Annotated in this window: 17 protein-coding genes and 1 tRNA gene; 12 read left to right on the top strand and 6 right to left on the bottom strand. The window is 55.5% G+C overall.

Annotation, left to right across the window (positions count from 1 at the left end):
- The first annotated feature begins 200 nt into the window (after positions 1-200).
- The 7 genes from serA to ybiO all read left to right on the top strand — a co-directional run bounded on the left by serA (position 201) and on the right by ybiO (position 8,567).
- Positions 201-1,445 carry a phosphoglycerate dehydrogenase gene (gene serA / locus ACU6TU_RS16040; protein WP_447142370.1) on the top strand — a complete coding sequence of 415 codons (1,245 nt, stop codon included), beginning with the start codon at positions 201-203 and terminating at the stop codon, positions 1,443-1,445.
- A gap of 163 nt (positions 1,446-1,608) precedes the next feature.
- On the top strand, positions 1,609-2,574 hold the full coding sequence (locus ACU6TU_RS16035) for a calcium/sodium antiporter (RefSeq protein WP_447142369.1): 966 nt from the start codon (positions 1,609-1,611) through the stop codon (positions 2,572-2,574).
- A gap of 107 nt (positions 2,575-2,681) precedes the next feature.
- Positions 2,682-3,680, top strand: a complete 999-nt coding sequence (gene trhO / locus ACU6TU_RS16030; protein WP_447142368.1) for an oxygen-dependent tRNA uridine(34) hydroxylase TrhO — start codon at positions 2,682-2,684, stop codon at positions 3,678-3,680.
- Positions 3,681-3,852: 172 nt separating this feature from the next.
- Positions 3,853-4,680, top strand: a complete 828-nt coding sequence (locus ACU6TU_RS16025) for an enoyl-CoA hydratase (RefSeq protein WP_447142367.1) — start codon at positions 3,853-3,855, stop codon at positions 4,678-4,680.
- Between the two features lie 184 nt (positions 4,681-4,864).
- Positions 4,865-5,695, top strand: a complete 831-nt coding sequence (locus ACU6TU_RS16020; RefSeq protein ID WP_447142366.1) for an IclR family transcriptional regulator — start codon at positions 4,865-4,867, stop codon at positions 5,693-5,695.
- A gap of 36 nt (positions 5,696-5,731) precedes the next feature.
- Positions 5,732-6,160 (top strand): YqaA family protein, encoded by a 429-nt coding sequence (locus ACU6TU_RS16015; RefSeq protein ID WP_447142365.1) that lies wholly within the window; start codon positions 5,732-5,734, stop codon positions 6,158-6,160.
- A gap of 85 nt (positions 6,161-6,245) precedes the next feature.
- Positions 6,246-8,567 carry a mechanosensitive channel protein gene (gene ybiO / locus ACU6TU_RS16010; RefSeq protein ID WP_447142364.1) on the top strand — a complete coding sequence of 774 codons (2,322 nt, stop codon included), beginning with the start codon at positions 6,246-6,248 and terminating at the stop codon, positions 8,565-8,567.
- A 156-nt stretch (positions 8,568-8,723) separates the two neighbouring features.
- Here ybiO and ACU6TU_RS16005 read toward each other — a convergent pair whose 3' ends face one another.
- Both ACU6TU_RS16005 and ACU6TU_RS16000 read right to left on the bottom strand, forming a co-directional pair.
- Positions 8,724-10,340, bottom strand: a complete 1,617-nt coding sequence (locus ACU6TU_RS16005) for a BCCT family transporter (protein ID WP_447142363.1) — start codon at positions 10,338-10,340, stop codon at positions 8,724-8,726.
- Positions 10,341-10,589: 249 nt separating this feature from the next.
- Positions 10,590-11,348, bottom strand: a complete 759-nt coding sequence (locus ACU6TU_RS16000; RefSeq protein WP_447142362.1) for an SDR family oxidoreductase — start codon at positions 11,346-11,348, stop codon at positions 10,590-10,592.
- A 168-nt stretch (positions 11,349-11,516) separates the two neighbouring features.
- Between ACU6TU_RS16000 and folK the strand changes: the two genes are divergently transcribed.
- Positions 11,517-11,948: a 2-amino-4-hydroxy-6-hydroxymethyldihydropteridine diphosphokinase gene (gene folK / locus ACU6TU_RS15995; protein WP_447142361.1), complete on the top strand. Its 432-nt coding sequence runs from the start codon at positions 11,517-11,519 to the stop codon at positions 11,946-11,948.
- Positions 11,949-12,121: 173 nt separating this feature from the next.
- The gene (locus ACU6TU_RS15990) at positions 12,122-12,940 is read left to right on the top strand and encodes a flagellin N-terminal helical domain-containing protein (protein ID WP_447142360.1); all 819 of its coding nucleotides are present in this window, start codon (positions 12,122-12,124) and stop codon (positions 12,938-12,940) included.
- Positions 12,941-12,949: 9 nt separating this feature from the next.
- Here ACU6TU_RS15990 and ACU6TU_RS15985 read toward each other — a convergent pair whose 3' ends face one another.
- The 4 genes from ACU6TU_RS15985 to ACU6TU_RS15970 form a co-directional block, all read right to left on the bottom strand.
- Positions 12,950-14,506: a BCCT family transporter gene (locus tag ACU6TU_RS15985; protein ID WP_447142359.1), complete on the bottom strand. Its 1,557-nt coding sequence runs from the start codon at positions 14,504-14,506 to the stop codon at positions 12,950-12,952.
- Between the two features lie 295 nt (positions 14,507-14,801).
- Positions 14,802-16,064 (bottom strand): TRAP transporter large permease, encoded by a 1,263-nt coding sequence (locus ACU6TU_RS15980; protein ID WP_447142358.1) that lies wholly within the window; start codon positions 16,062-16,064, stop codon positions 14,802-14,804.
- Positions 16,061-16,582, bottom strand: a complete 522-nt coding sequence (locus tag ACU6TU_RS15975) for a TRAP transporter small permease (protein ID WP_447144277.1) — start codon at positions 16,580-16,582, stop codon at positions 16,061-16,063. The genes ACU6TU_RS15980 and ACU6TU_RS15975 overlap by 4 nt, the downstream gene beginning before the upstream one ends.
- Complete coding sequence (locus ACU6TU_RS15970; RefSeq protein ID WP_447142357.1) at positions 16,582-17,580, bottom strand: TRAP transporter substrate-binding protein; 999 nt, start codon at positions 17,578-17,580, stop codon at positions 16,582-16,584. The genes ACU6TU_RS15975 and ACU6TU_RS15970 overlap by 1 nt, the downstream gene beginning before the upstream one ends.
- 154 nt (positions 17,581-17,734) lie before the next feature.
- On the opposite strand from ACU6TU_RS15970, the gene ACU6TU_RS15965 reads away from it, so the two are divergent.
- From ACU6TU_RS15965 to ACU6TU_RS15955, 3 genes are all read left to right on the top strand, one after another.
- A tRNA-Arg gene (locus ACU6TU_RS15965) sits at positions 17,735-17,811 on the top strand.
- 404 nt (positions 17,812-18,215) lie between these two features.
- Entirely contained in the window at positions 18,216-19,247 is a 1,032-nt protein-coding gene (locus tag ACU6TU_RS15960; RefSeq protein WP_447142356.1) for a hypothetical protein, read from the top strand.
- On the top strand, positions 19,247-19,534 hold the full coding sequence (locus ACU6TU_RS15955; RefSeq protein ID WP_447142355.1) for a hypothetical protein: 288 nt from the start codon (positions 19,247-19,249) through the stop codon (positions 19,532-19,534). Before ACU6TU_RS15960 ends, ACU6TU_RS15955 begins: the two co-directional genes overlap by 1 nt.
- Positions 19,535-19,640: the final 106 nt, after the last annotated feature.

Below are 19,640 nucleotides of genomic sequence, written 5' to 3'. Positions count from 1 at the left end.
CGATTTACGTTGGCCACAGTATACACTGAGGAACCCAGGGTGCGTCTGCCCACCATGACATCAATATGTGGGGTTTTCATGCTCACGGCGTAGACTTTTCATCCAATGCGTGTCATTTGCTCCCGGTGGGTGTGCTAATATATTTGCCTTTCATGAACCGAACCACGGCGCGAGCCGCTGACCAAGAGGTTGATTCAGCCATGGCCAAAACGTCCCTGGAAAAAGGCAAGATCAAGATCCTGCTGCTCGAGGGCGTCCACCAGACTGCGGTGGACAATTTCCAAAACGCGGGTTACAGCAACATTGAGCACCTGCCGACATCGCTGGATGAAGAGGCGTTGATCGAGAAGGTTCGCGATGTGCACTTCATCGGCATTCGCTCCCGGACTCAGCTCAACGAGCGGGTATTCGCGGCGGCGGAAAAGCTGGTGGCGGTGGGTTGCTTCTGTATCGGCACCAATCAGGTCGATCTTCAGGCAGCCCTAAAGCGTGGTATTGCGGTGTTCAACGCACCGTACTCCAATACCCGCTCAGTGGCCGAGCTGGTGCTGGCGGAAGCCATCATGTTGCTGCGCGGTATCCCTGAGAAAAATGCACGTGCCCACCAGGGCGGTTGGCTGAAGTCTGCCAAAAACTCACACGAGGCGCGTGGCAAAACTCTGGGGATTGTCGGTTATGGCAATATCGGGGCTCAGCTTTCGGTCTTGGCGGAATCCCTTGGTTTCAACGTCATCTATTTCGATGTAGTCAACAAGCTGGGGATGGGTAACGCCAACCAGGTCGCCACGCTGAAGGAGCTGCTTGGCCGCTCTGATGTGGTCAGCCTGCACGTGCCGGATTTGCCGTCGACGCGCTGGATGATTGGTGCCAAGGAAATCGCTGCTATCAAGCAGGGGGCTGTCTTTATTAATGCTTCGCGTGGCAGCGTCGTGGAAATCGAATCCCTGGCGGAAGCCATTAAGGCCGGTAAACTCAACGGTGCAGCGGTTGACGTCTTCCCGGTTGAACCCAAGGGCAATGAAGAAGAGTTTCAAAGCCCGCTGCGTGGCCTGGAAAATGTCATCCTGACCCCGCACATTGGTGGTTCTACGCTGGAAGCGCAGGAAAATATTGGTATCGAAGTCTCTGAGAAACTGATCACTTACTCGGATAACGGCACGACCGTCACCTCGGTCAACTTCCCCGAAGTGGCGCTGCCCGCACATCCTGACAAACACCGTCTGTTGCATATTCACGATAACGTGCCGGGTGTGCTGTCACAGATCAACCGTGTGCTGTCGGAAAACGACATCAATATTTCCGGCCAGTACCTGCAGACCAATGACAAGGTCGGCTATGTGGTCATTGATGTTGATAAAGCCTACGGCCCTCAGGCGCTGGAAGCCTTGAAGCAGGTCGATCACACCCTGAAACTGCGTGCGCTGTATTCCTCGCAAACCAGCTAGTCTATTAATAAGATAGCGTGTATAAAAACGGCCCAAATCAGGGCCGTTTTTATTGCAAGGACGCCTGGGATGGCATCTAGCCCTTTGATTGAGTGAATCACGACTTGCTGATGGGTATTCTTTTCCATGAAGATTTTCACCATCCTGCTTAACGAGGTGCACCATGCTGCTTGCGTTAATTGCCATTATTGTCGGTGTTGTTCTCTTGGTCTGGAGCGCTGATCGCTTCGTCGAAGGTTCTGCGGTGACGGCCAGCCACTTTGGAATGCCTCCTTTGCTGATTGGTATGGTCGTGGTGGGGTTTGGTACCTCTGCGCCAGAGATGGTGGTATCAGCGTTGGCGGCTGCTCAGGGCAACCCGGGCCTGGCGCTTGGCAATGCCTATGGGTCTAATATTACGAATATTGCCCTGATTCTGGGGATCACCGCTCTGATAAGCCCGATTGTGGTTCACTCTCAGGTGCTGCGTAAGGAGCTGCCGTTACTCACGTTGATCACTTTTTTGACGTTCTGGCTTCTGTGGGATGGTCTGCTGACGTTTGTCGACGCCTTAATACTGATGGCCGCTTTTATTGGTTTGATTAGCTGGTCGATTTACCAGGGCATGAGACAGAAAAAAGATGCGTTAGCGACGGAAGTTCAAACCGAAATCAACAGCCAGAAAATGACGGTCAAAAAAGCCATCTTCTGGCTGGGTGTTGGGCTCGTCTTACTGATAATCAGTTCTCGCATACTGGTTTGGGGAGCAGTGGACCTAGCGACGACCTTTGGCGTGAGTGATTTGGTTATTGGCCTGACGGTTGTCGCCATTGGCACTTCTTTGCCGGAACTCGCCTCTTCGGTGATTGCCGCCCGCAAAGGGGAGCATGATCTGGCGCTAGGTAATATCCTGGGGTCCAATCTGTTCAACACGCTTGCGGTGGTCGGTATTGCCGGGCTGATATCGCCGATGGCGGTCGCGCCCGAGGTGCTTAGCCGAGACCTTGTCGTGATGACAGCGTTGACATTATCGCTGTTTGTCCTTGGGTATGGCTTCCGTGGGCCTGGTCGTATCAATCGCATAGAAGGTGGGGCACTGCTCGCCTGTTTTATCGGTTATACGGCTTACCTCATCATGACGACATTTTAAATGAATGGTGCAGATGAGACAGGTGCGCCATAGGCTCTGCTTGCGTTAAACTGCGCGACTTTCATCATCCGGAGCGCCCTTTACGCGGGCGAACATCAGGAGCTTTCATGACCGCTTCAAACCTGCCCGATCGCGGGGCTTCACACGCATCACCGCCTATTGTGGTGGCGGCGATGTATAAATTTGTCACCCTGGACAACGTCGCGGCACTGCGCGAACCGCTGCATCAGGCAATGCTGGCGAATGATGTCAAAGGAACCTTGCTGCTGGCCAACGAGGGCATCAATGGCACGGTTGCGGGCAGCCGTGAGGGCATTGATGCCCTGCTGGCATGGCTGAGTGATGACCCGCGCCTGGCGGATATCGCCCATAATCCGGCGTTCTATAAAGAGTCCTTTTGCGACGTGCCGCCGTTTTACCGCACCAAGGTCAAACTGAAAAAAGAGATCGTGACCCTGGGTGTGCCCGGTATCGACCCTAACGACACCGTGGGCACTTACGTGGAGCCGGAAGACTGGAACGCCGTTATCAGCGACCCCGAGGTGCTGGTGATTGATACCCGCAACGATTACGAAGTGGGCATCGGCAGTTTTGAAGGGGCGATTGACCCGAAAACCGCAAGCTTCCGTGAGTTCCCTGACTATGTGCGGGAGCATTACGACCCTGAAAAGCACAAGAAGGTCGCCATGTTCTGCACTGGCGGCATTCGTTGTGAAAAAGCCTCCAGCTTTATGCTCAAGGAAGGCTTTGAAAACGTCTACCACCTGAAAGGCGGCGTGCTCAGCTACCTTGAGAAAGTCCCTGAGGAAGATTCCTTGTGGCGTGGCGACTGTTTTGTGTTCGATAACCGCGTTACGGTGCGTCATGATCTCAGCGAAGGCGACTACACCCTGTGCCACGCCTGCCGTCAACCGCTCTCGGTTGAGGATCGCGCCAGCGCCGCGTTTGAGCTGGGTATCAGCTGCCCTCACTGTATTGACACCTTACCCGAGAAAACCCGCGAGGCAGCGCGTGCCCGCCAACGCCAGATTGATCTGGCCAAAGCGCGCGGTGAACCACATCCCATCGGGCGTGATCTGAGCAAAAAGACCCGCCGCAAGTCTTGAAAGGGGCTGTCCTGAGAACCGTCTAAGGCTTGGTGCCCGCCTTTCGTCGTAGACGGCTCGCAGAGCTGAATGAAAGCGCTAGACTGGCAGCTTCATCCACCGTCTCATTGACTGTCTCATTTACCGTTTCAATTACTGTCTCATTTACTATCCGCTGATGGAGTATCGCCTGATGACAACAACGACAACAACAACGCCCCCAACCTCCGCGAGCAGTGCGGCTCAGAATGCCCCTGTGCTGCGTGATGACCACAATGGGGTCACTACCCTGACCCTGAATACCCCGAAAAGCTTTAACGCGCTTTCCGAAGAGATGCTCACCGCCCTGCAAAGCGCCCTGGACGCCATCGCCGAAGATGACAGCGTGCGCTGCGTCGTGCTGGCCGCAGAAGGCAAGGCGTTCTGTGCTGGCCATGATCTCAAGCAGATGCGCGCCAACCCCGACAAGGCCTACTACCAGACGCTGTTTGCGCGCTGCGGCCAAGTGATGCAGTCGCTGGTTAATCTGCCGGTGCCGGTGATTGCCAAAGTGCAGGGCGTTGCCACGGCAGCAGGCTGTCAGCTGGTGGCCAGCTGTGACCTGGCCGTCGCGGCGCAAAGTACACGCTTTGCGGTTTCCGGCATTAACGTTGGCCTGTTTTGCTCAACGCCAGCCGTGGCGCTATCACGCAATGTGGCGCGTAAGCGGGCGATGGAAATGCTTTTGACTGGCGATTTCATCGACGCCGACACCGCTCTGGACTGGGGGCTGATTAACCGGGTGGCCGATGACGCCAGTCTGGATGATGCCGTGGCAGAATTAACCGACAAGATCTGTGCGAAAAGCGCGGTTGCGGTGCGAACCGGTAAAGCCATGTTTGCCCGTCAGCTTGCCATGCCGCTTGATGATGCCTATGACTTCGCCGGTGAAACCATGGCCTGCAACATGCTGGCAGAGGATGTGGCAGAAGGCATTGACGCCTTTATTGCCAAACGTCCTCCCGAATGGAAGCATCGCTAAACGCTCACACGCGCGACGGCGCTGAATGGAAGGTATTTCCGCAAACGCGACAGCCCCAGGGGAGCGCGGTATTCTGTTGGCATGACGACCTGCTCAAAACAGGGCAGGTAAGTGACGTGAAATCCGCGAGCGCTGGCCGTTAAGTGAGAACACGAGTGGAAAACTGGGTGAAGGAGGCAGCGGAGTGAGTGACGTAAAGCGCAGAACGGCGGGTCGGCCAGCAGGTACCAATAAAGCGGGCAGCAGCGGTCACAGCCAGTCTCTGGTGCGTGGCTTGAAGCTTCTTGAATATCTGTCGTTAAGCCCTGGCGGGTTAGCGCTTTCCGAACTGGCGGAAATGGCCGAGCTGGCACCTTCCACAACCCATCGGCTGTTACAGGCATTGCAGAGTCAGGGGTTTGTTAGCCAGGAAAATGAACAGGGGTTATGGCGCATCGGCGTCAAAACCTTTCGCATTGGCAATAGCTTTCTGGAGGCGCGTGATGTCGTTGCTCAGAGCCGACCTTTTCTGCGCCGCTTAACCGCAGAAAGTGGAGAGACCGCCAACCTGGGGATTCGCGATGGCGCCACCGCTGTGTTTCTGGCCCAGCATGAATCGCCGCAGATGATGCGCATGATCACCCGGCTGGGGGCCAGAGCACCGCTGCACGCCTCAGGCGTGGGCAAGGCGCTGCTGGCCTGGATGGTGGAAGATGACCGTAAGCAGCTGCTGGAGCACCACGAACTGGCCCAGGTGACGGCCAATACCCTGGCGACGCCACCTGCGTTACAGCAGGAAATAGCGCGAATCCGTACCCAGGGGTTTGCCTGTGACCGTGAAGAGCATGCGATTGGCCTGCATTGCGTGGCCGCCTGCATCCATGATCAGCACGGCCAGCCACTGGCTGCCATTTCGGTATCCGGGCCGGTGGCACGCATTCCTGAGCCTCGGTTGCCCGCCTTGGGTGAACTGGTCAAAACCACCGCAGCGGAAATCACCGCTCAGCTGGGTGGGCAGGTGCCAGCGTCAGCATGATGACGGTCAATATCAGGCGGCAATGCTGAGGGCGCCATGCTAAGCCTGTTTTTTGTTGCCCTGGCGAGTGCCACTCTGCTGCCGGGAGGCTCTGAAATCTGGCTGGCGCGGTTGTGGTGCCTGGGGGAATCCCCACTCTGGTTATGGGGGGTGGCCACCCTTGGCAATACCATAGGTAGTCTGATTAATGTCTGGCTGGGCCGTTATGCACGACGTTTTCAACAGCGTCGCTGGTTTCCCGCCAGCCCCGAACAGTTGGCAGCCGCAGAACGTTGGTACCATCGGCTCGGAGAGGTCAGCCTGTTGATGTCCTGGGTGCCGATCATCGGTGACCCACTGACAGTGCTTGCCGGGGTTTTCCGGCTACCCTGGTGGCGAGCATTTTTATGGATTTTGCTCGCTAAAGGCGGCCGTTATGCGGTAGTGCTGGTATTGGCGCATCATTGGCTGGCACCGCTATGCTAATGTATTTCAACGGCGCCTAACGCGAACTTCAAAATCGATCATGTTAGGCTAAAGCGTAAAATTCCATGACGAATGAGGTAGTCGAGTGACGCCATTAAGACTCTTGCCCTGGCTGGGCATCTGGCTGTTGACGATTTTCACTCTGATGACAACACCAGTGCTGGCGCAAACGGCAGATGAAGCCGGTACGGGCGATCAAGCTTCCTACAGCACCATGGCGGATCTGCTTGAAAACGAGCAGTCACGTCAGGCGTTGATTGATGTGTTGCGCGGTCAGGCGGCGAATATGCCGCAAGACGTTCAGGCCGCCGCTGCTAAAGGCAGTGAGATGACGCCTGAAGAGGTGTCGCTACCTCGCCAGCTTGCCGAAATGACCAGTGGTATCGTCGGCGACGTTGGTAGTCAACTGGAACAGACACTAGTGATTATTACCGGACTTCTCAGCCCGGGTAGTGCCAGCGCGTTTGATTCGTCAGCCTTTATGTCAGCGGCCATTAACCTTGGGTTGGTGGTGCTGGCCACGTTTGTGTTGTTCATGGTATTTCGACTGGTGTGTCGTCCACTGTTCAACAAGCTGAGCCTCTGGTCGCTGCAGGGCTATGGCCTTACCCCCGTCTTGCGGTTGATCGTGTGTGTGATTGTGGCGGCTGTTATCGACGTGCTGATCGTGGCGCTTTCCTACGTGGGCGGCAATCTGATTGCCACCTTTGCCGTTGGGGAAACCGGCGGGCTTTCTACCCGAGCCTCCCTGTTCCTCAATGCGTTTATGGTGATTGAACTGATCAAGGCAGCCGTTCGCATGCTGTTCTCTTCACGTTATGAAGGGCTGCGGCTATTGCCGATTTCCGCCGAGGAAGCCTCTTACTGGAACCGCTGGCTGGCGCGCCTGGTAGGCCTGGTGGGCTATGGGTTGATGGTTGCTGTACCGCTGGTCAACTACTATCTGGCGCCGACCCTGGGGCAGGCCCTGGGCACGCTGATCATGGTGTTGGCATTCATTTATGCGGTGGCTGTGATTCTCAGAAACCGCGTGCGCCTGCGCGATAATCTCAACGTCATTGCCCGTAATTCCAGCTTTACTGCCAGCCGCGTCACGCTACAACTCTTTGCCCGCACCTGGCACCTGTTCGCGCTACTGTACTTCCTGATGGTGTTCGTACTGACGTTAACCCGTCCCGCGGATGCCCTACCCTTTGTGCTTTTTGCCACGCTGCAAACCCTGGCGGCCGTGGTGGCAGGCATACTGGTTTCCTCTTTCCTGACCCAAACCATTGGGCGGCGCATCACATTATCCAGTGATCTGCGCCAGAAACTGCCGTTACTGGAAAAGCGTCTGAACAGCTACGTCCCCAACGCACTCCGCGTGCTGCGTACGATTATCGCGATTGGGGTCATCATGGTGGTACTGGATGCCTGGGGCGCGTTTGATCTGCCTAACTGGTATGCCTCGGAAAGTGGCGCCAATCTGGTCAGTAAGCTGATCAATGTTGCGTTTATCCTGATTCTGGCGGTAGCGGCCTGGCTGGGGCTCGCCAGCCTGATTGAGCACAAGCTGAATCCGGATACGGGTAGCGGTGAGCCGTCGGCGCGTGCCAAAACGCTGCTTAGCCTGTTCCGTAATGCACTGGCAATTGCCATGGTGACCATCACCAGCATGATTCTGCTGTCGGAAATCGGCATTAATATTGGCCCATTGATTGCCGGTGCCGGTGTGCTGGGTCTGGCCATCGGTTTTGGTGCTCAGAAACTGGTGCAGGATGTGATCACCGGTATCTTCATTCAGGTCGAGAACGCCATGAATACCGGTGATGTGGTCACCGTTGGTGGCGTTACCGGTACCGCGGAGAAACTCAGCATTCGCTCGGTGGGAATTCGGGATCTTCACGGCACCTACCATATCGTGCCGTTTTCCAGCGTGGATACCGTGTCCAACTATATGCGTGAGTACGGTAATCACATTGGCGAGTACAGCATCGCTTATCGTGAAAGCATCGATGAGGCAGTGGAACAACTGCATCTGGCCTTTAATGATCTGAAAGCCAGTGAAGACCACGGCTTCAAATTGCTGGCACCGCTGGATGTGGCGGGGGTGATCGCGCTGGCTGACAGCTCGGTGAATATCCGTGTGATCATCAAAACCACGCCGGGGGATCAGTGGGCGGTAGGTCGTGCCTATAACCGTCTGGTCAAACTGCGCTTTGATCAGGCCGGTATCGAAATTCCGTTCCCGCATACCACCATGTACTTTGGGGAAGACAAAGCGGGCGCTTCACCGGCGGCCAACATCCGTATTCTGGATGCCATGCCGGATAATAAGGCACTGGATGTGCGCCGTGACGATCCGAGGCAAGGTGTTCAGACAATTTCTGATCCGGACAGCACCAACCCCACAGGTGATGACGTGTAATTTCCGCGTCATGCCCTGCAAACAGCATGTTAAAACAACAATGCCGCCCAAAAGGGCGGCATTGTTGTTTTGAAATGTTGTTTTAACATGTTGCTTTAAAAGCCTTTGTCTTGGCCACGGCCTTCCATTCGTCGAGGCCGTGGCAAGACAGGGCATTTAGTCTCTAAGGCCTTCCAGTTCAGGGGCCTGACTCGGGCGTACAATCTTGATTTTCTCTCTCATCAGCGCCTTCATCAGCGAAAACACCATAGCGAATACCATGATGAAGATCGGTAGACCAATGACGGTGATAACCTGCTGTAGCGCCACCAGACCAGCATCACCGGCCAGCACGATCAGCATGGCAGCCACCGCGCCTTCTGAAACGCCCCAGAATACCCGCTGATGGATCGGGCCTGGTTCAACATCACCCGTGCATAACAGGTCGATGACCAGCGAGGCCGAATCCGAAGACGTCGCAAAGAAGATCGCAACGATCACAACAGCCAGGCCTTGAATCAGTGTGGCGGCCGGGAAATTCTCAAAGAACGCGAACATCGCCAGTGGCACGCTTTCCATCACCGCAGCGGTCATCATGCCGGCCTGATCACCCAGTTGGGCACGCGCCGCTTCACCGATACCGTCGATCTCCATGGCAGACCAGCCGAAGATGGCGAACCACACCAGCGTAAAGGCAGACGGTGCAAATAAGACGCCGAGTACGAACTCACGGATGGTACGACCCTTGGAAATACGTGCCACGAACAGGCCGATAAAGGGTGACCAGGTAACTGTCCACGCCCAGTAGAAAACCGTCCAGTTACCCTGCCAGCCCCAGCTGCCGTCTTCACGGGTATATTGCGCCAGCGTATCGTTCCAGAACGATAGCGGCACGATGTTGGATACATAAATACCCAGGGTTTCGATGATGCCGCGAAGCAGAAATACTGTAGAACCGGCAAACAGCACAAATAGCATCAACCCCACTGCCATACCGATGTTGAGGTTGGAAAGCAGCTTGACGCCCTTATCCAGCCCGCCGGCAATGGATGCAACGGCCACGGCGGTGAGTACGGTAATGATCAACACCTTGCTGGTGACGCTATCAGCAACGCCGAACAGTTCGCTAAGCCCGGCGTTGATCTGTGAGGTGCCAAGACCAATGGAAACTGCCACACCAAACAGCGTACCCAGCACCGCAAATATATCGATGGTTTTACCGATAGGGCCGTAAATACGGTCTTTGAGCAGCGGATAAAACACCGAACTAACCCGAACCGGCAGATCATAGCGGTAGATAAAGTAAGCAAACGCCAGCCCAGGCAGGGTAAAGATCGTCCAGGTATGCAGGCCAAGATGATAGAGCGAGAAGCCCATGGCTTCACGAGCGGCTTCGACCGAGTGAGGCGTAATATCGCCATGCGGCGGGTTGGCAAAGTGAAAAATTGGCTCTGCCACGCCCCAGAACATCAGCACTGTGCCGATCCCCCCGGCAAACAGCATGGTGAACCAGGAAATATTGCCGTACTCTGGACGGTCATCTTCGCCCCCCAGGCGGATATTGCCGTAACGGCTCAATGCTATCCAAAGCAGAAACACTAACCAGAAACTGACGCCGAAGATGAAGAACCAGCCAAGGTTGGTGACGACCCAGGTACGTCCATTGGCAAAAATATCGCCGATCGTCTCGGGGGCGACTACCAGTGCTACCAGAAACAGCACCATCAGTCCGGCGGAGGTAAAGAAAATCGTGGGGTCTGTGCGCAGCCCCAGCGAACGCGCGAGTTTATCCATGCAAAATTCCTTTTTATTGTTGGAATCATTGAGTAAACCAGGAAAGTGCCAGCGAAAAGCCGACGGCTTGAGTTGAGTTTACAGATAATCTTTTTGTGCAAGGAAGCGGGGTAGTGTGACCTTTGGTTAAATCAAACGGGAAAGTCATGATTCGCCAGGATGGACTGATCAGGTGCACCAAAAACGCCCAGCGATAGGGCGGGCGTAAGGGAGAATGGGCCAAAAAAGAGCGTATCAGTCTGGGACGTATCAGCCTGGATAGTTCTCCGAATGACGGCCTTCAAGGTTGATGGATTCGCCGCCGTCCACAAACAGAATCTGGCCGACCACAAACGCGTTATCGAGCAGGTAATGCAATGCTTGCACGAGGTGTTCAGGAGCGCCTTGCTGATTGGCTGGAATACCCTCAATGCGCCACTGTATATAGTCACTGGTGCGCTGCGAGGCAGGTAGTACTACCCCAGGCGCAATGCCGTTGATGCGCAGTTGCGGGGCGAACTCCAGCGCTGCCATTCGCGTCATGTCTGCCAGGCTCTTTTTTGAGAGCAGGTAGGCGGCGTAGGGGTATTGGTGATACGTCACCTTGTTATCAATAATGTTAACGACCCGGCCTTGATCGACGGCCCCAGCAAAATGGCGGGTCAGCAGCAGCGGCGTAAACATATTGACGCGAAACTGGGTCTCCAGCATCGCAAGATCGGTCTGCGCGATGGGGGCAGGCTCATAGGCGGAGGCGCTATTGACCAGTACACCCAGTTGAGGGAAGCGGGCTTTAACACGGCGGATCAGCTCACCCAGATCGTCCTCAGCGGCATCGCTGAGGAAGTTGCAGGTAAAGACTTCACAATTGCGGCCTAGCTCGCGAATCCCCTTTGCCACCTCATCAGCCTCCTGGCGGGAGCTGTTAACGTGCAAAGCGATATCATAACCTGCGCTGGCCAGCGCTTCAGCAAAATGACGGCCAAGACGCGTGGCACCGCCGGTAATCAGTGCTGCCTGTGGGTTCATGACTTTTTTCCTCTGGTCAAAGCGTTGTTAGTCAAGCATCGTTGAGCGATAAAATCTGCGCTTACTTTCAGCGTGAGGAAAGCGTTTGTCAATAAGTTGTACAGTACTTGCACAAAAGGCAGAAGGCGTTAATCTAACGGTAATTCACAATTTTCAAGGATGTTGACCATGCTGCAAGCGCCCGCAAAGGTGGACCCCGAACTGCATGAATGCGTGATTTCGATTGGCTCCAACATTGATCCTGAGCACCACTACGCCCGTGCCATCGAGATTCTGGAAGCGGAATGTGATCTGTTGGCGCGAACGGCACCTATTCTTACCACGCCGGTAGGCTTTCAGGCTCAGCCGGATTTTCTCAACAGCGCCGTACTGATACGCACCGGGCTAAATCAGGCCGATTTCAAAGCCTATCTGAAGCAGGTAGAAGATCGCCTTGGGCGTGTGCGCGGGCCGATCAAGTCAGGGCCTCGCACCATGGATCTGGATATTGTTGCCTGGGATGGGCATGTGGTGGATGAGGGATATCACCAGCATGATTATGTGCGTGAACCAGTGGATGCACTGCTGGCTGAGGCAGGCCGTGAGCTTATTGATTCATGAAACGTAAACGATACTGATACCCCTAACTAAGTAGGACAATAACAGCAGCACAATACCAGCGGGGCAATAACGTCAGGAGATAGCAAAAACATTTAAGACACCCTCCGTAGCGGCCGATATAGAGTATGAAGCCCACAATGGGCGAGATGGCGTTTTTGCCGAGGAACGTGTCTATGATGGTTCTTAACACGAACCTCATGTCGCTGATTGCTCAAAACAATCTGCGTGCCAGCCAGCAGGATATGCAGACGGCCATGGAACGTCTTTCATCAGGCTTGCGTATTAATAGCGCCAAGGATGACCCCGCCGGTCAGGCGATTGCCAACCGCATGGAAAGCCAGATTCGTGGTATGAACCAGGCGATGCGCAACACTCAGGATGGTATTTCACTCGCTCAAGTGGCTGAAGGCTCTCTCGATCAGGTTAACGAGAACTTACAGCGTATCCGCCAGCTTAGTGTTCAAGCTGCCAATGGCACCAATTCCTCATCTGACCTGCGCTCCATTCAGGATGAAATCGATCTGCGCCTGGAAGAAATTGACCGCTTATCAAGCCAGAGCAACTTCAATGGCGTCAATCTGTTGGCTGATGATCGTGATGTGTCTATTCAGGTTGGCGCTAACGATGGCGACGTGATCAATATCGCGTTGAAAAAAACGAACATTGATACATTAGGGCTGGGCAACTTCAGCGTGCTGGATGACGGTAGTGCCACTGCTAACCCTCTGAGTACTCTGGATGACGCAATCAGTCAGGTGGATCGCCAGCGCAGTTCCCTTGGAGCGGTACAGAATCGTTTCGATAGCGTGATTGAAGGGCTGAATAGCAGCGTTATTAACCTCTCCTCGGCGCAGTCGCGAATTCAGGATGCTGACTACGCACGCGAAGTATCTAACTTGATAAGCGCTCAGATTCGCCAGCAGGTAGGGATCGCCATTCTGGCCCAGGCGAACCAGCAGCCGCAAATGATCCTGCGGCTGCTGGGGCTTTAAATCAACGATTTACTCGATGATGCCCTGTTCACGGGCCATCGCGTAGGCGGCCTGCGGGCCTTTCCAGAGTGACGGCAGAATAATCAACGACACCGGAATGGCGGTGATGACGATAAACTGCTGTAACACACCGATCTGGCCTGCGCCCATATAGAGCAGTATCGCCGCCATCAGCGCCATGGCAATTCCCCAGAAGGCACGCAGTAGCGAATTGGGTTGATCATGGCCAGCGCTGACCATGGCAATGGCATAGCTCATAGAATCCCCCGTGGTGGCCACAAAGATCGTGGTCAACAGCAGAATCGCCAGTGCCATCAGGGTGCCACCCGGCAGGGCCTGAGCGACGGTAAGAGTCGCCACATCAAACTGGAAGTTATTGAGTGCCTCGGTCAGGTCGATCACGCCGGTCAGCTGGTAATAAATGCCGGAGCCGCCCAGCAGGGTGAACCAGACCGTGGTGGCAATCGGTGCCATGATTGCCACCGCCAGAATCATTTCGCGCACCGAGCGCCCGCGTGAAATCCGCGCCACAAAAATCGCCATCAGCGGCGCGTAACCAATAAACCAGGCAAAGAAGAATACCGTCCACCACTGCATCCACCAGGCCGGTGCTGTATCCGCTGTCATGGTCGCCATGGTGAAGAACTCACTGATATAAGCGCCCATGCTGGCGGCATAGGTGTTAACCAGAAACAGGGTCGGGCCAAAGATAAAAATCACGGCACCAATAGCCAATGCCAGAAACACATTGAAGCGGCTCAGCATCTGAATGCCTTTGTGAACACCACTCAATGAAGACGCCACATAAACCGTTGCCAACAAGGCCAGAATGATTAACTGGCCGATATAGCCTTCCGGCAGGCCGAACAGTTCATGCAAACCAAAACTGACCTGAGTCGCCAGAAAGCCGATGGGGCCGACGGTACCGGCGACCAAGGCAATGACGCAGCAGGCATCGACAACACCGCCCAGCGGCCCTTGCATTAAACGCTTGCCGAGCACCGGGTACAGCAGGGTGCGCGGCTGCAGCGGCTGGCCTTTCACATAGTGCGCATGCGCCAGTACGACTGCTGTCAGCGAGCCAAGTACCGCCCAGGCCAGAAAGCCCCAGTGCATGAACGACTGCGCCAACGCGCCACTCACGGCTTCCGCGGTGCCCGCTTCTGTATCAAAGGCAGGCGGTGTGACCACAAAGTGATAAACCGGCTCACCGGCAGCAAAAAACACGCCACCCCCGGCCAGCAGAGTACAAAGAATAATCGACAACCACTTGAAGGTGCTCATTTCCGGCGTATCAAGGTTGCCAATTTTTGCCTTGGCGGCAGGCGTTAACGCCAGGCCAACGGCAATGAAAAAGGTCGCAATCAGCAGCAGCTGAAAGTAGGTGCCCAGGGTCAGCGCGGTCCAGGCAAAGCCGCTACCGATACTGTTGGCCACCAGGTCAATATCCAACAGGGAAAGCAGTACGAACGCGGCGATAAAGCCAACGCTCAGTATCAGCACAATCGGGTCACCCAGCGCACGTAAGCCACCAGGCTGAGGGTTTTCGTCAGAAGAATGAGGCATCAAGGCCACCGTTTAGGTTGGTTTATTTAAAGCAGGGGAGTTGAAAGCGATAACGTTTTCGAGGTGTCTTGAAAAAGACAAAGAGCGGGCAACAACTTGGCTGACACAGCTAAATTGTTAAAACACGCGTTAACAATTGATACGAAAAAGCGTGTAAAAAAAAGCGCCATTCAATGAATGGCGCCTGATCTGGCGCCACTATAACAACGACATAGACGTAAGTCGAGGCAGCGATGCCAATATCACCACCAAAATGCCAAAATCGGTTCTCGGATTCTGACGTTACCTCTTGCCCTTATCCCCCCGACCAGCCCATCAGCATGGGCACGTAAACCACCAATAGCAGCACACCGATCAGCCCGAGAAGATACGGAATGATGGCGCGGGTGATCTGCTCCAGCGGCAGCCGCGTGACCGACGAGGCGACATACAGATTGATCGCCACCGGCGGGGTGATCATGCCAACCGCCAGCCCCATCACAATGATCAGCCCGAAGTGGATCGGGTCGATGCCCAGCTGGAGAATCAGCGGCAGCAGCACCGGCGTCAGAATGATCAGCGCACTGGCGGTTTCGATAAAGACGCCAGTGAGCAGGATGACGCCGACAATCAGCAGCATGATGATGTAAGGATTATCAGACAGCGACAGCACCGCCTGGGCAATCGCGCCGGGCACCTGCCAGCTGGAAAGCGTCCAGCTCAGCACCGCTGACATGGCAATCACCAGCATAATCACTGAGGTGGTGATCGCCGAGCGGATCAGCACATGGTAAATCGCCTTTGGCGTCAGGTCGCGATAGACGAACAGCGACACCATCAAGGCATAGTTGACTGCAACCACTGCCGCTTCCGATGGCGTAAAAATCCCTGAGAAAATGCCACCGAGAATAATCACCGGCGTCATCAGCCCCCAGCTGGCGTCCTTGAGCGTGCGCCAGATAGTTGCTAACGACAGCGCCGTGCCATGCGGATACTGGCGTTTATAGGCCTGCACAATGGCAATCGCCATCAACCCCAGCCCCATCGCCACACCGGGAATAAAACCGTTCAAAAACAGCTTGGAAACCGACTGCTGGGCAATTACCGCGTAGATGATCATTGGCACCGAAGGCGGAATGACGACACCGATCGTGCCGCTGGCAGCAATCAGGCTGGCGGCGGAGGCCGGATCGTACCCCTTGCGTCTGAGTTCCGGCACCAAGCTGGAACCAACGGCCGCCGTGGTGGCGGCGCCGGAGCCGGAAATCGCGGCGAAGAACATCCCTGCCATCACCGAGACAATCGACAACCCGCCGCGCATAAAGCCCACCAGCGCATCCGCAAAGTTGACCAGCTTTTCACTCACCTTGCCTTGCGCCATCAGGTCACCGGCGAGGATAAACATCGGCACCGCCACCAGCGCAAAGGAGTTGATGCCCTGGAACATCTGCTGGGTCACCACCATCAGCGGTACGCCGGATTGATACAGGGCATACAGGGTGCTGGCGCCAATCGCAAAAGCAATCGGTATGCCCATCAACATAAACAGGAAAAACAGCCCAAACAGTACCAACGTCATGGGGTGTCCTCCTGCGCGAACTGGGGCTCGCCATGTATCAGCGTTTCCAGCATATCCACCAGGGTGTACCAGGCCATGATGGCGGCACACACCGGCATGACGGCGTAGATATAGGTCATCGAAATGCGTAGCGACGCGGATTTCTGGAAACTCTGCACCTGCATATAGCGATAACCGATCACCATCAGCGCGATCAGCAGAGCCAGCACGATGCCCAACGCGGCTAGCCGAACAAAGCGGCGGGCACTAATTGGCAGGGCGTCCACGGCAAACGTCACGGCAATATGACGCCCGCGTTGAAAGGCCAGGGTGCCTGCCAGAAAGGTCATCCACACCAGCAGAAAACGCGCCACTTCCTCTGTCCAGCCAACGGCGGTAAACAGAACGCGGGAGACGATTTGTAACGTGATGACGCCAATCAACGCCGCCATGCAAGCAAAAACAGCGGGCTGGATGATGGCATCCAGCCCGCGTTCAATGCGTTGCAACAGCGTTAATAGCGGCTGTGCCTTCGCTATCACTGCTGAATGGCCTCCTGAATACGCGGCAGGTAATCACCAAACTGCTCGCCGTATTTTTCGTATACCGGGGCGACGGCTTCCTGGAAAGCACTCAGGTCAGGCGAATCGTTGATCTGCATACCGGCTTCGCGCAGTGCCGCCAGCTGGTCAGCTTCCATTTCAGCGTTCATCTGACGTTCGTACTCGGCAGCTTCCTGGGCAGCGTCTTCAATCACGGATTGAGCAGCGTCCTGTAGTTGGTTCCAGACCGGCATGCCCATCACAAAGATCGCTGGTGCGTAGGTGTGGCGGGAAAGGGTCATGTAATTCTGGGTTTCGTTCAGCTTGAACGAGTGAATGACGTTGACCGGGTTTTCCTGGCCATCAATGGTGCCTTGCTGCATGGCGGTGAGTGCTTCGGTCCAGGCCATGGGAATGGCATTGGCGCCCAGCTCACGGAAAGTATCGGTGTACACCGGATTTTCCATCACGCGAATGCGCAGACCATCGATATCTTCTGGCGTATTAATCGCCCGCTCGCTGTTGGTCAGGTTACGAAAGCCCCGCTCGGCATAGGCCAGACCTTTCAGGTTAACCTCGGAAAGCTTGTCGAGCAGCTCCTGGCCAATCGGGCCATCGAGCACCTCGTAGGCCGCTTCATTGGACGGAAACAGGAAGGGCAGCTCAAACACCGCCATCTCTTCCACAAAGTTGGCCACCGGGCCATTGGTAATCACGCCCATATCCACGGTGCCGATCTGCATACCTTCCAGCAGGGTACGCTCGTCACCTAGCGAAGCGTTGGGGTAGATTTCAATATCCACCTTGCCTTCGGTACGTGCTTCCACCAGCTCTTCAAACTTCAGCGCCGCAATATGAAAGCCATCCTGTTCGTTCACTACATGCGCCAGGCGCAGCGTGACCGGGTCCATCTCGTCAAATTCAGCCGCGTTGGCGGTGCCAACGACAGCCAGTGAAACGGAAAGTGCCAGCGTGTTCAGTGCCAATGTTTTCATTATAGGAGTCTCTTGGTTTGGGACTGTTTGGTACATGATGCACTAAGATGATTTAACGCTCTGAAAGAATGCACCAGGCACTGCCGCAATGGCAATACATCCACCGCACAACTGGACACCATCTACTCACACAGGTAGCATACGCAACCACTGTGCGCCCATAGCTCAGTTGGATAGAGTATCGGCCTCCGAAGCCGAGGGTCGCAGGTTCGAATCCTGCTGGGCGCGCCAATGATTTCAAGGGCTTACGTTAATTCGTAAGCCCTTATTTTTTGGTTGTGACCATCCTGTGACCAAATCGTGACCACAGTTTCAAAACACACCGTCTCTTTGGTTTGCTTCTTGCTGACCATTGGCCGCTATTAGTCACACGCTTGGTCACATGTTGCCCAGGCCGATCAGCTACAAAGCGACTGGGGCAAAAACGGCACCAAACGCCTCGCCGCCCACACCGTCATCGGCGCACTAACGGGTGGTACGGGAGGTGCCACAGGCGCTGCCGTCGGCACCCTCAGCGCCCCGGCGGTTGCCAACGCCCTGAAAACGCAGGCCTTGATGACGCCTTCACCGACGGCCTCACGGCCCTGGCCAGCACCGCCGCCGGTGCGGCCACGGGCGGCACCCAGGGTGGCGCAATGGCCTTCAATCTCGATGCCAATAACCGCCAGCTACACAGCTTCGAGCAATCACTGGCGGAACAGCTGGCCGAGGGCAGCGAGTACACGCCTGAACAGATCGCCGATGCCCTTAGAGCCATGCATAACGATGAGCTGGAAGAAAGCCCCGGCTCCAACCTTATCGTCGACTTACAGGACGAAGATGCCGTTGATGACACCTACTTCGATTATGGCGGCGACTGGATTGCCACACCCGGTGAAGACGGCACGACGAGCTATCTGGTTCAGATGATACCGGAGAACACCTCACCGGAACTGATCAACTACATCATCGAACAGACTGGCGGGGAAGGTTCGCCGTATCGGGCATGGGAACCGTCCACCTCATCGGCCTATCCACCGCGTGAGCAGGCAGTGCAATATCCCTATGGCATCGCCCAGGCGGCAGGCCTCCCTTATAACCTGAACGATACGGACACCAGGACATTAGCACAGATGAAAGAGGATCAGGACACCTTCAGCCGCGGCATGGCCAGCATGGCGGCTATTCCCGTGATGGCACCCTACACGGCTGCCACCTTGACGGCCCGCGGCACGGCCGGGCTCTTTGCCACCGGGGCGGGCTTCGATACGGCTGGCCAGATGGTGCAAGGCGGTGAGTATCGCCCAGGCCAATCACTGGCGGCGGGCAGTACGGCGTTAGTGTACGGGCCGCTGGCCGGGCGGAATCCCTTGCGCAACGCCGCCGTGGGCGGCGCGGGAGGAGCTTCACTGACCTCAGCGACCAACTGGCTTTATGATGAGGATAAGTCGATACTGGATGGAGTGACATTAGGTGCGGTAACTGCCGGGGTGGGTACAGGAATGGGTGGTATCGTCAGGAGGCAAGGGCATGTTTTGCCAGATAGGGTAACCGTGCCATTTTCCCAGACCCCTATCAGCGTCTCTTTGCCTACTGCGGGTTCTATCTCTAAGGGTGTTGAGACCTCAATCAGCAACTTGCCATCGTTTATCCCATTGCCTGATTCAGATGATGGGGAGAAGCAGTAATGAAACTGGAGAAGGGGTATCTTAAATGGTCGTCATTCGCTAAGCGAAACGGTGAGCTCTTTGCTTATGGTTTGGTTGGTTTTCTGTTCCTTTGGAATGCCGTGGGTTTATTGGAGTGGATACACGAACTATTGGGTTGGGAAGCACGAGATTATACCCCAGGTGAACAACGGAAGTACCGTTTTTATGCGATGGGATTTGTGGGTATGTATATCGTTGGCACTGTTCTTATGCTGATCAACATGTGGCATTACAGGAAACATCCACCGGAGGATTACCGTGATTAATAGATGCTGCACCCAAAACTTTCTACTGACGAGTTACGCCAGGAAATAACACTCTCAACCGACGCAGCAACACGGACGTTGCTGCATTGACTCACAGGGAAGGCAG

The organism is Halomonas sp. LS-001, from assembly GCF_052983955.1.
Note: the sequence above shows the minus strand (reverse complement) of the source record. Positions and strands in the feature narration are given on the sequence as shown.

Coding starts and splice junctions, on each gene's coding strand:
- ACU6TU_RS16015 (WP_447142365.1), top strand. CDS start 5,732: ATGCTAAGCCTGTTTTTTGTTGCCCTGGCGAGTGCCACTCTGCTGCCG.
- serA (WP_447142370.1), top strand. CDS start 201: ATGGCCAAAACGTCCCTGGAAAAAGGCAAGATCAAGATCCTGCTGCTC.
- ACU6TU_RS15960 (WP_447142356.1), top strand. CDS start 18,216: ATGGCCTTCAATCTCGATGCCAATAACCGCCAGCTACACAGCTTCGAG.
- trhO (WP_447142368.1), top strand. CDS start 2,682: ATGACCGCTTCAAACCTGCCCGATCGCGGGGCTTCACACGCATCACCG.
- ACU6TU_RS15990 (WP_447142360.1), top strand. CDS start 12,122: ATGATGGTTCTTAACACGAACCTCATGTCGCTGATTGCTCAAAACAAT.
- ACU6TU_RS15985 (WP_447142359.1), bottom strand. CDS start 14,506: ATGCCTCATTCTTCTGACGAAAACCCTCAGCCTGGTGGCTTACGTGCG.
- ACU6TU_RS16005 (WP_447142363.1), bottom strand. CDS start 10,340: ATGGATAAACTCGCGCGTTCGCTGGGGCTGCGCACAGACCCCACGATT.
- ACU6TU_RS15970 (WP_447142357.1), bottom strand. CDS start 17,580: ATGAAAACATTGGCACTGAACACGCTGGCACTTTCCGTTTCACTGGCT.
- ACU6TU_RS16000 (WP_447142362.1), bottom strand. CDS start 11,348: ATGAACCCACAGGCAGCACTGATTACCGGCGGTGCCACGCGTCTTGGC.
- ACU6TU_RS16025 (WP_447142367.1), top strand. CDS start 3,853: ATGACAACAACGACAACAACAACGCCCCCAACCTCCGCGAGCAGTGCG.
- ACU6TU_RS15980 (WP_447142358.1), bottom strand. CDS start 16,064: ATGACGTTGGTACTGTTTGGGCTGTTTTTCCTGTTTATGTTGATGGGC.
- ACU6TU_RS15955 (WP_447142355.1), top strand. CDS start 19,247: ATGAAACTGGAGAAGGGGTATCTTAAATGGTCGTCATTCGCTAAGCGA.
- folK (WP_447142361.1), top strand. CDS start 11,517: ATGCTGCAAGCGCCCGCAAAGGTGGACCCCGAACTGCATGAATGCGTG.
- ACU6TU_RS16035 (WP_447142369.1), top strand. CDS start 1,609: ATGCTGCTTGCGTTAATTGCCATTATTGTCGGTGTTGTTCTCTTGGTC.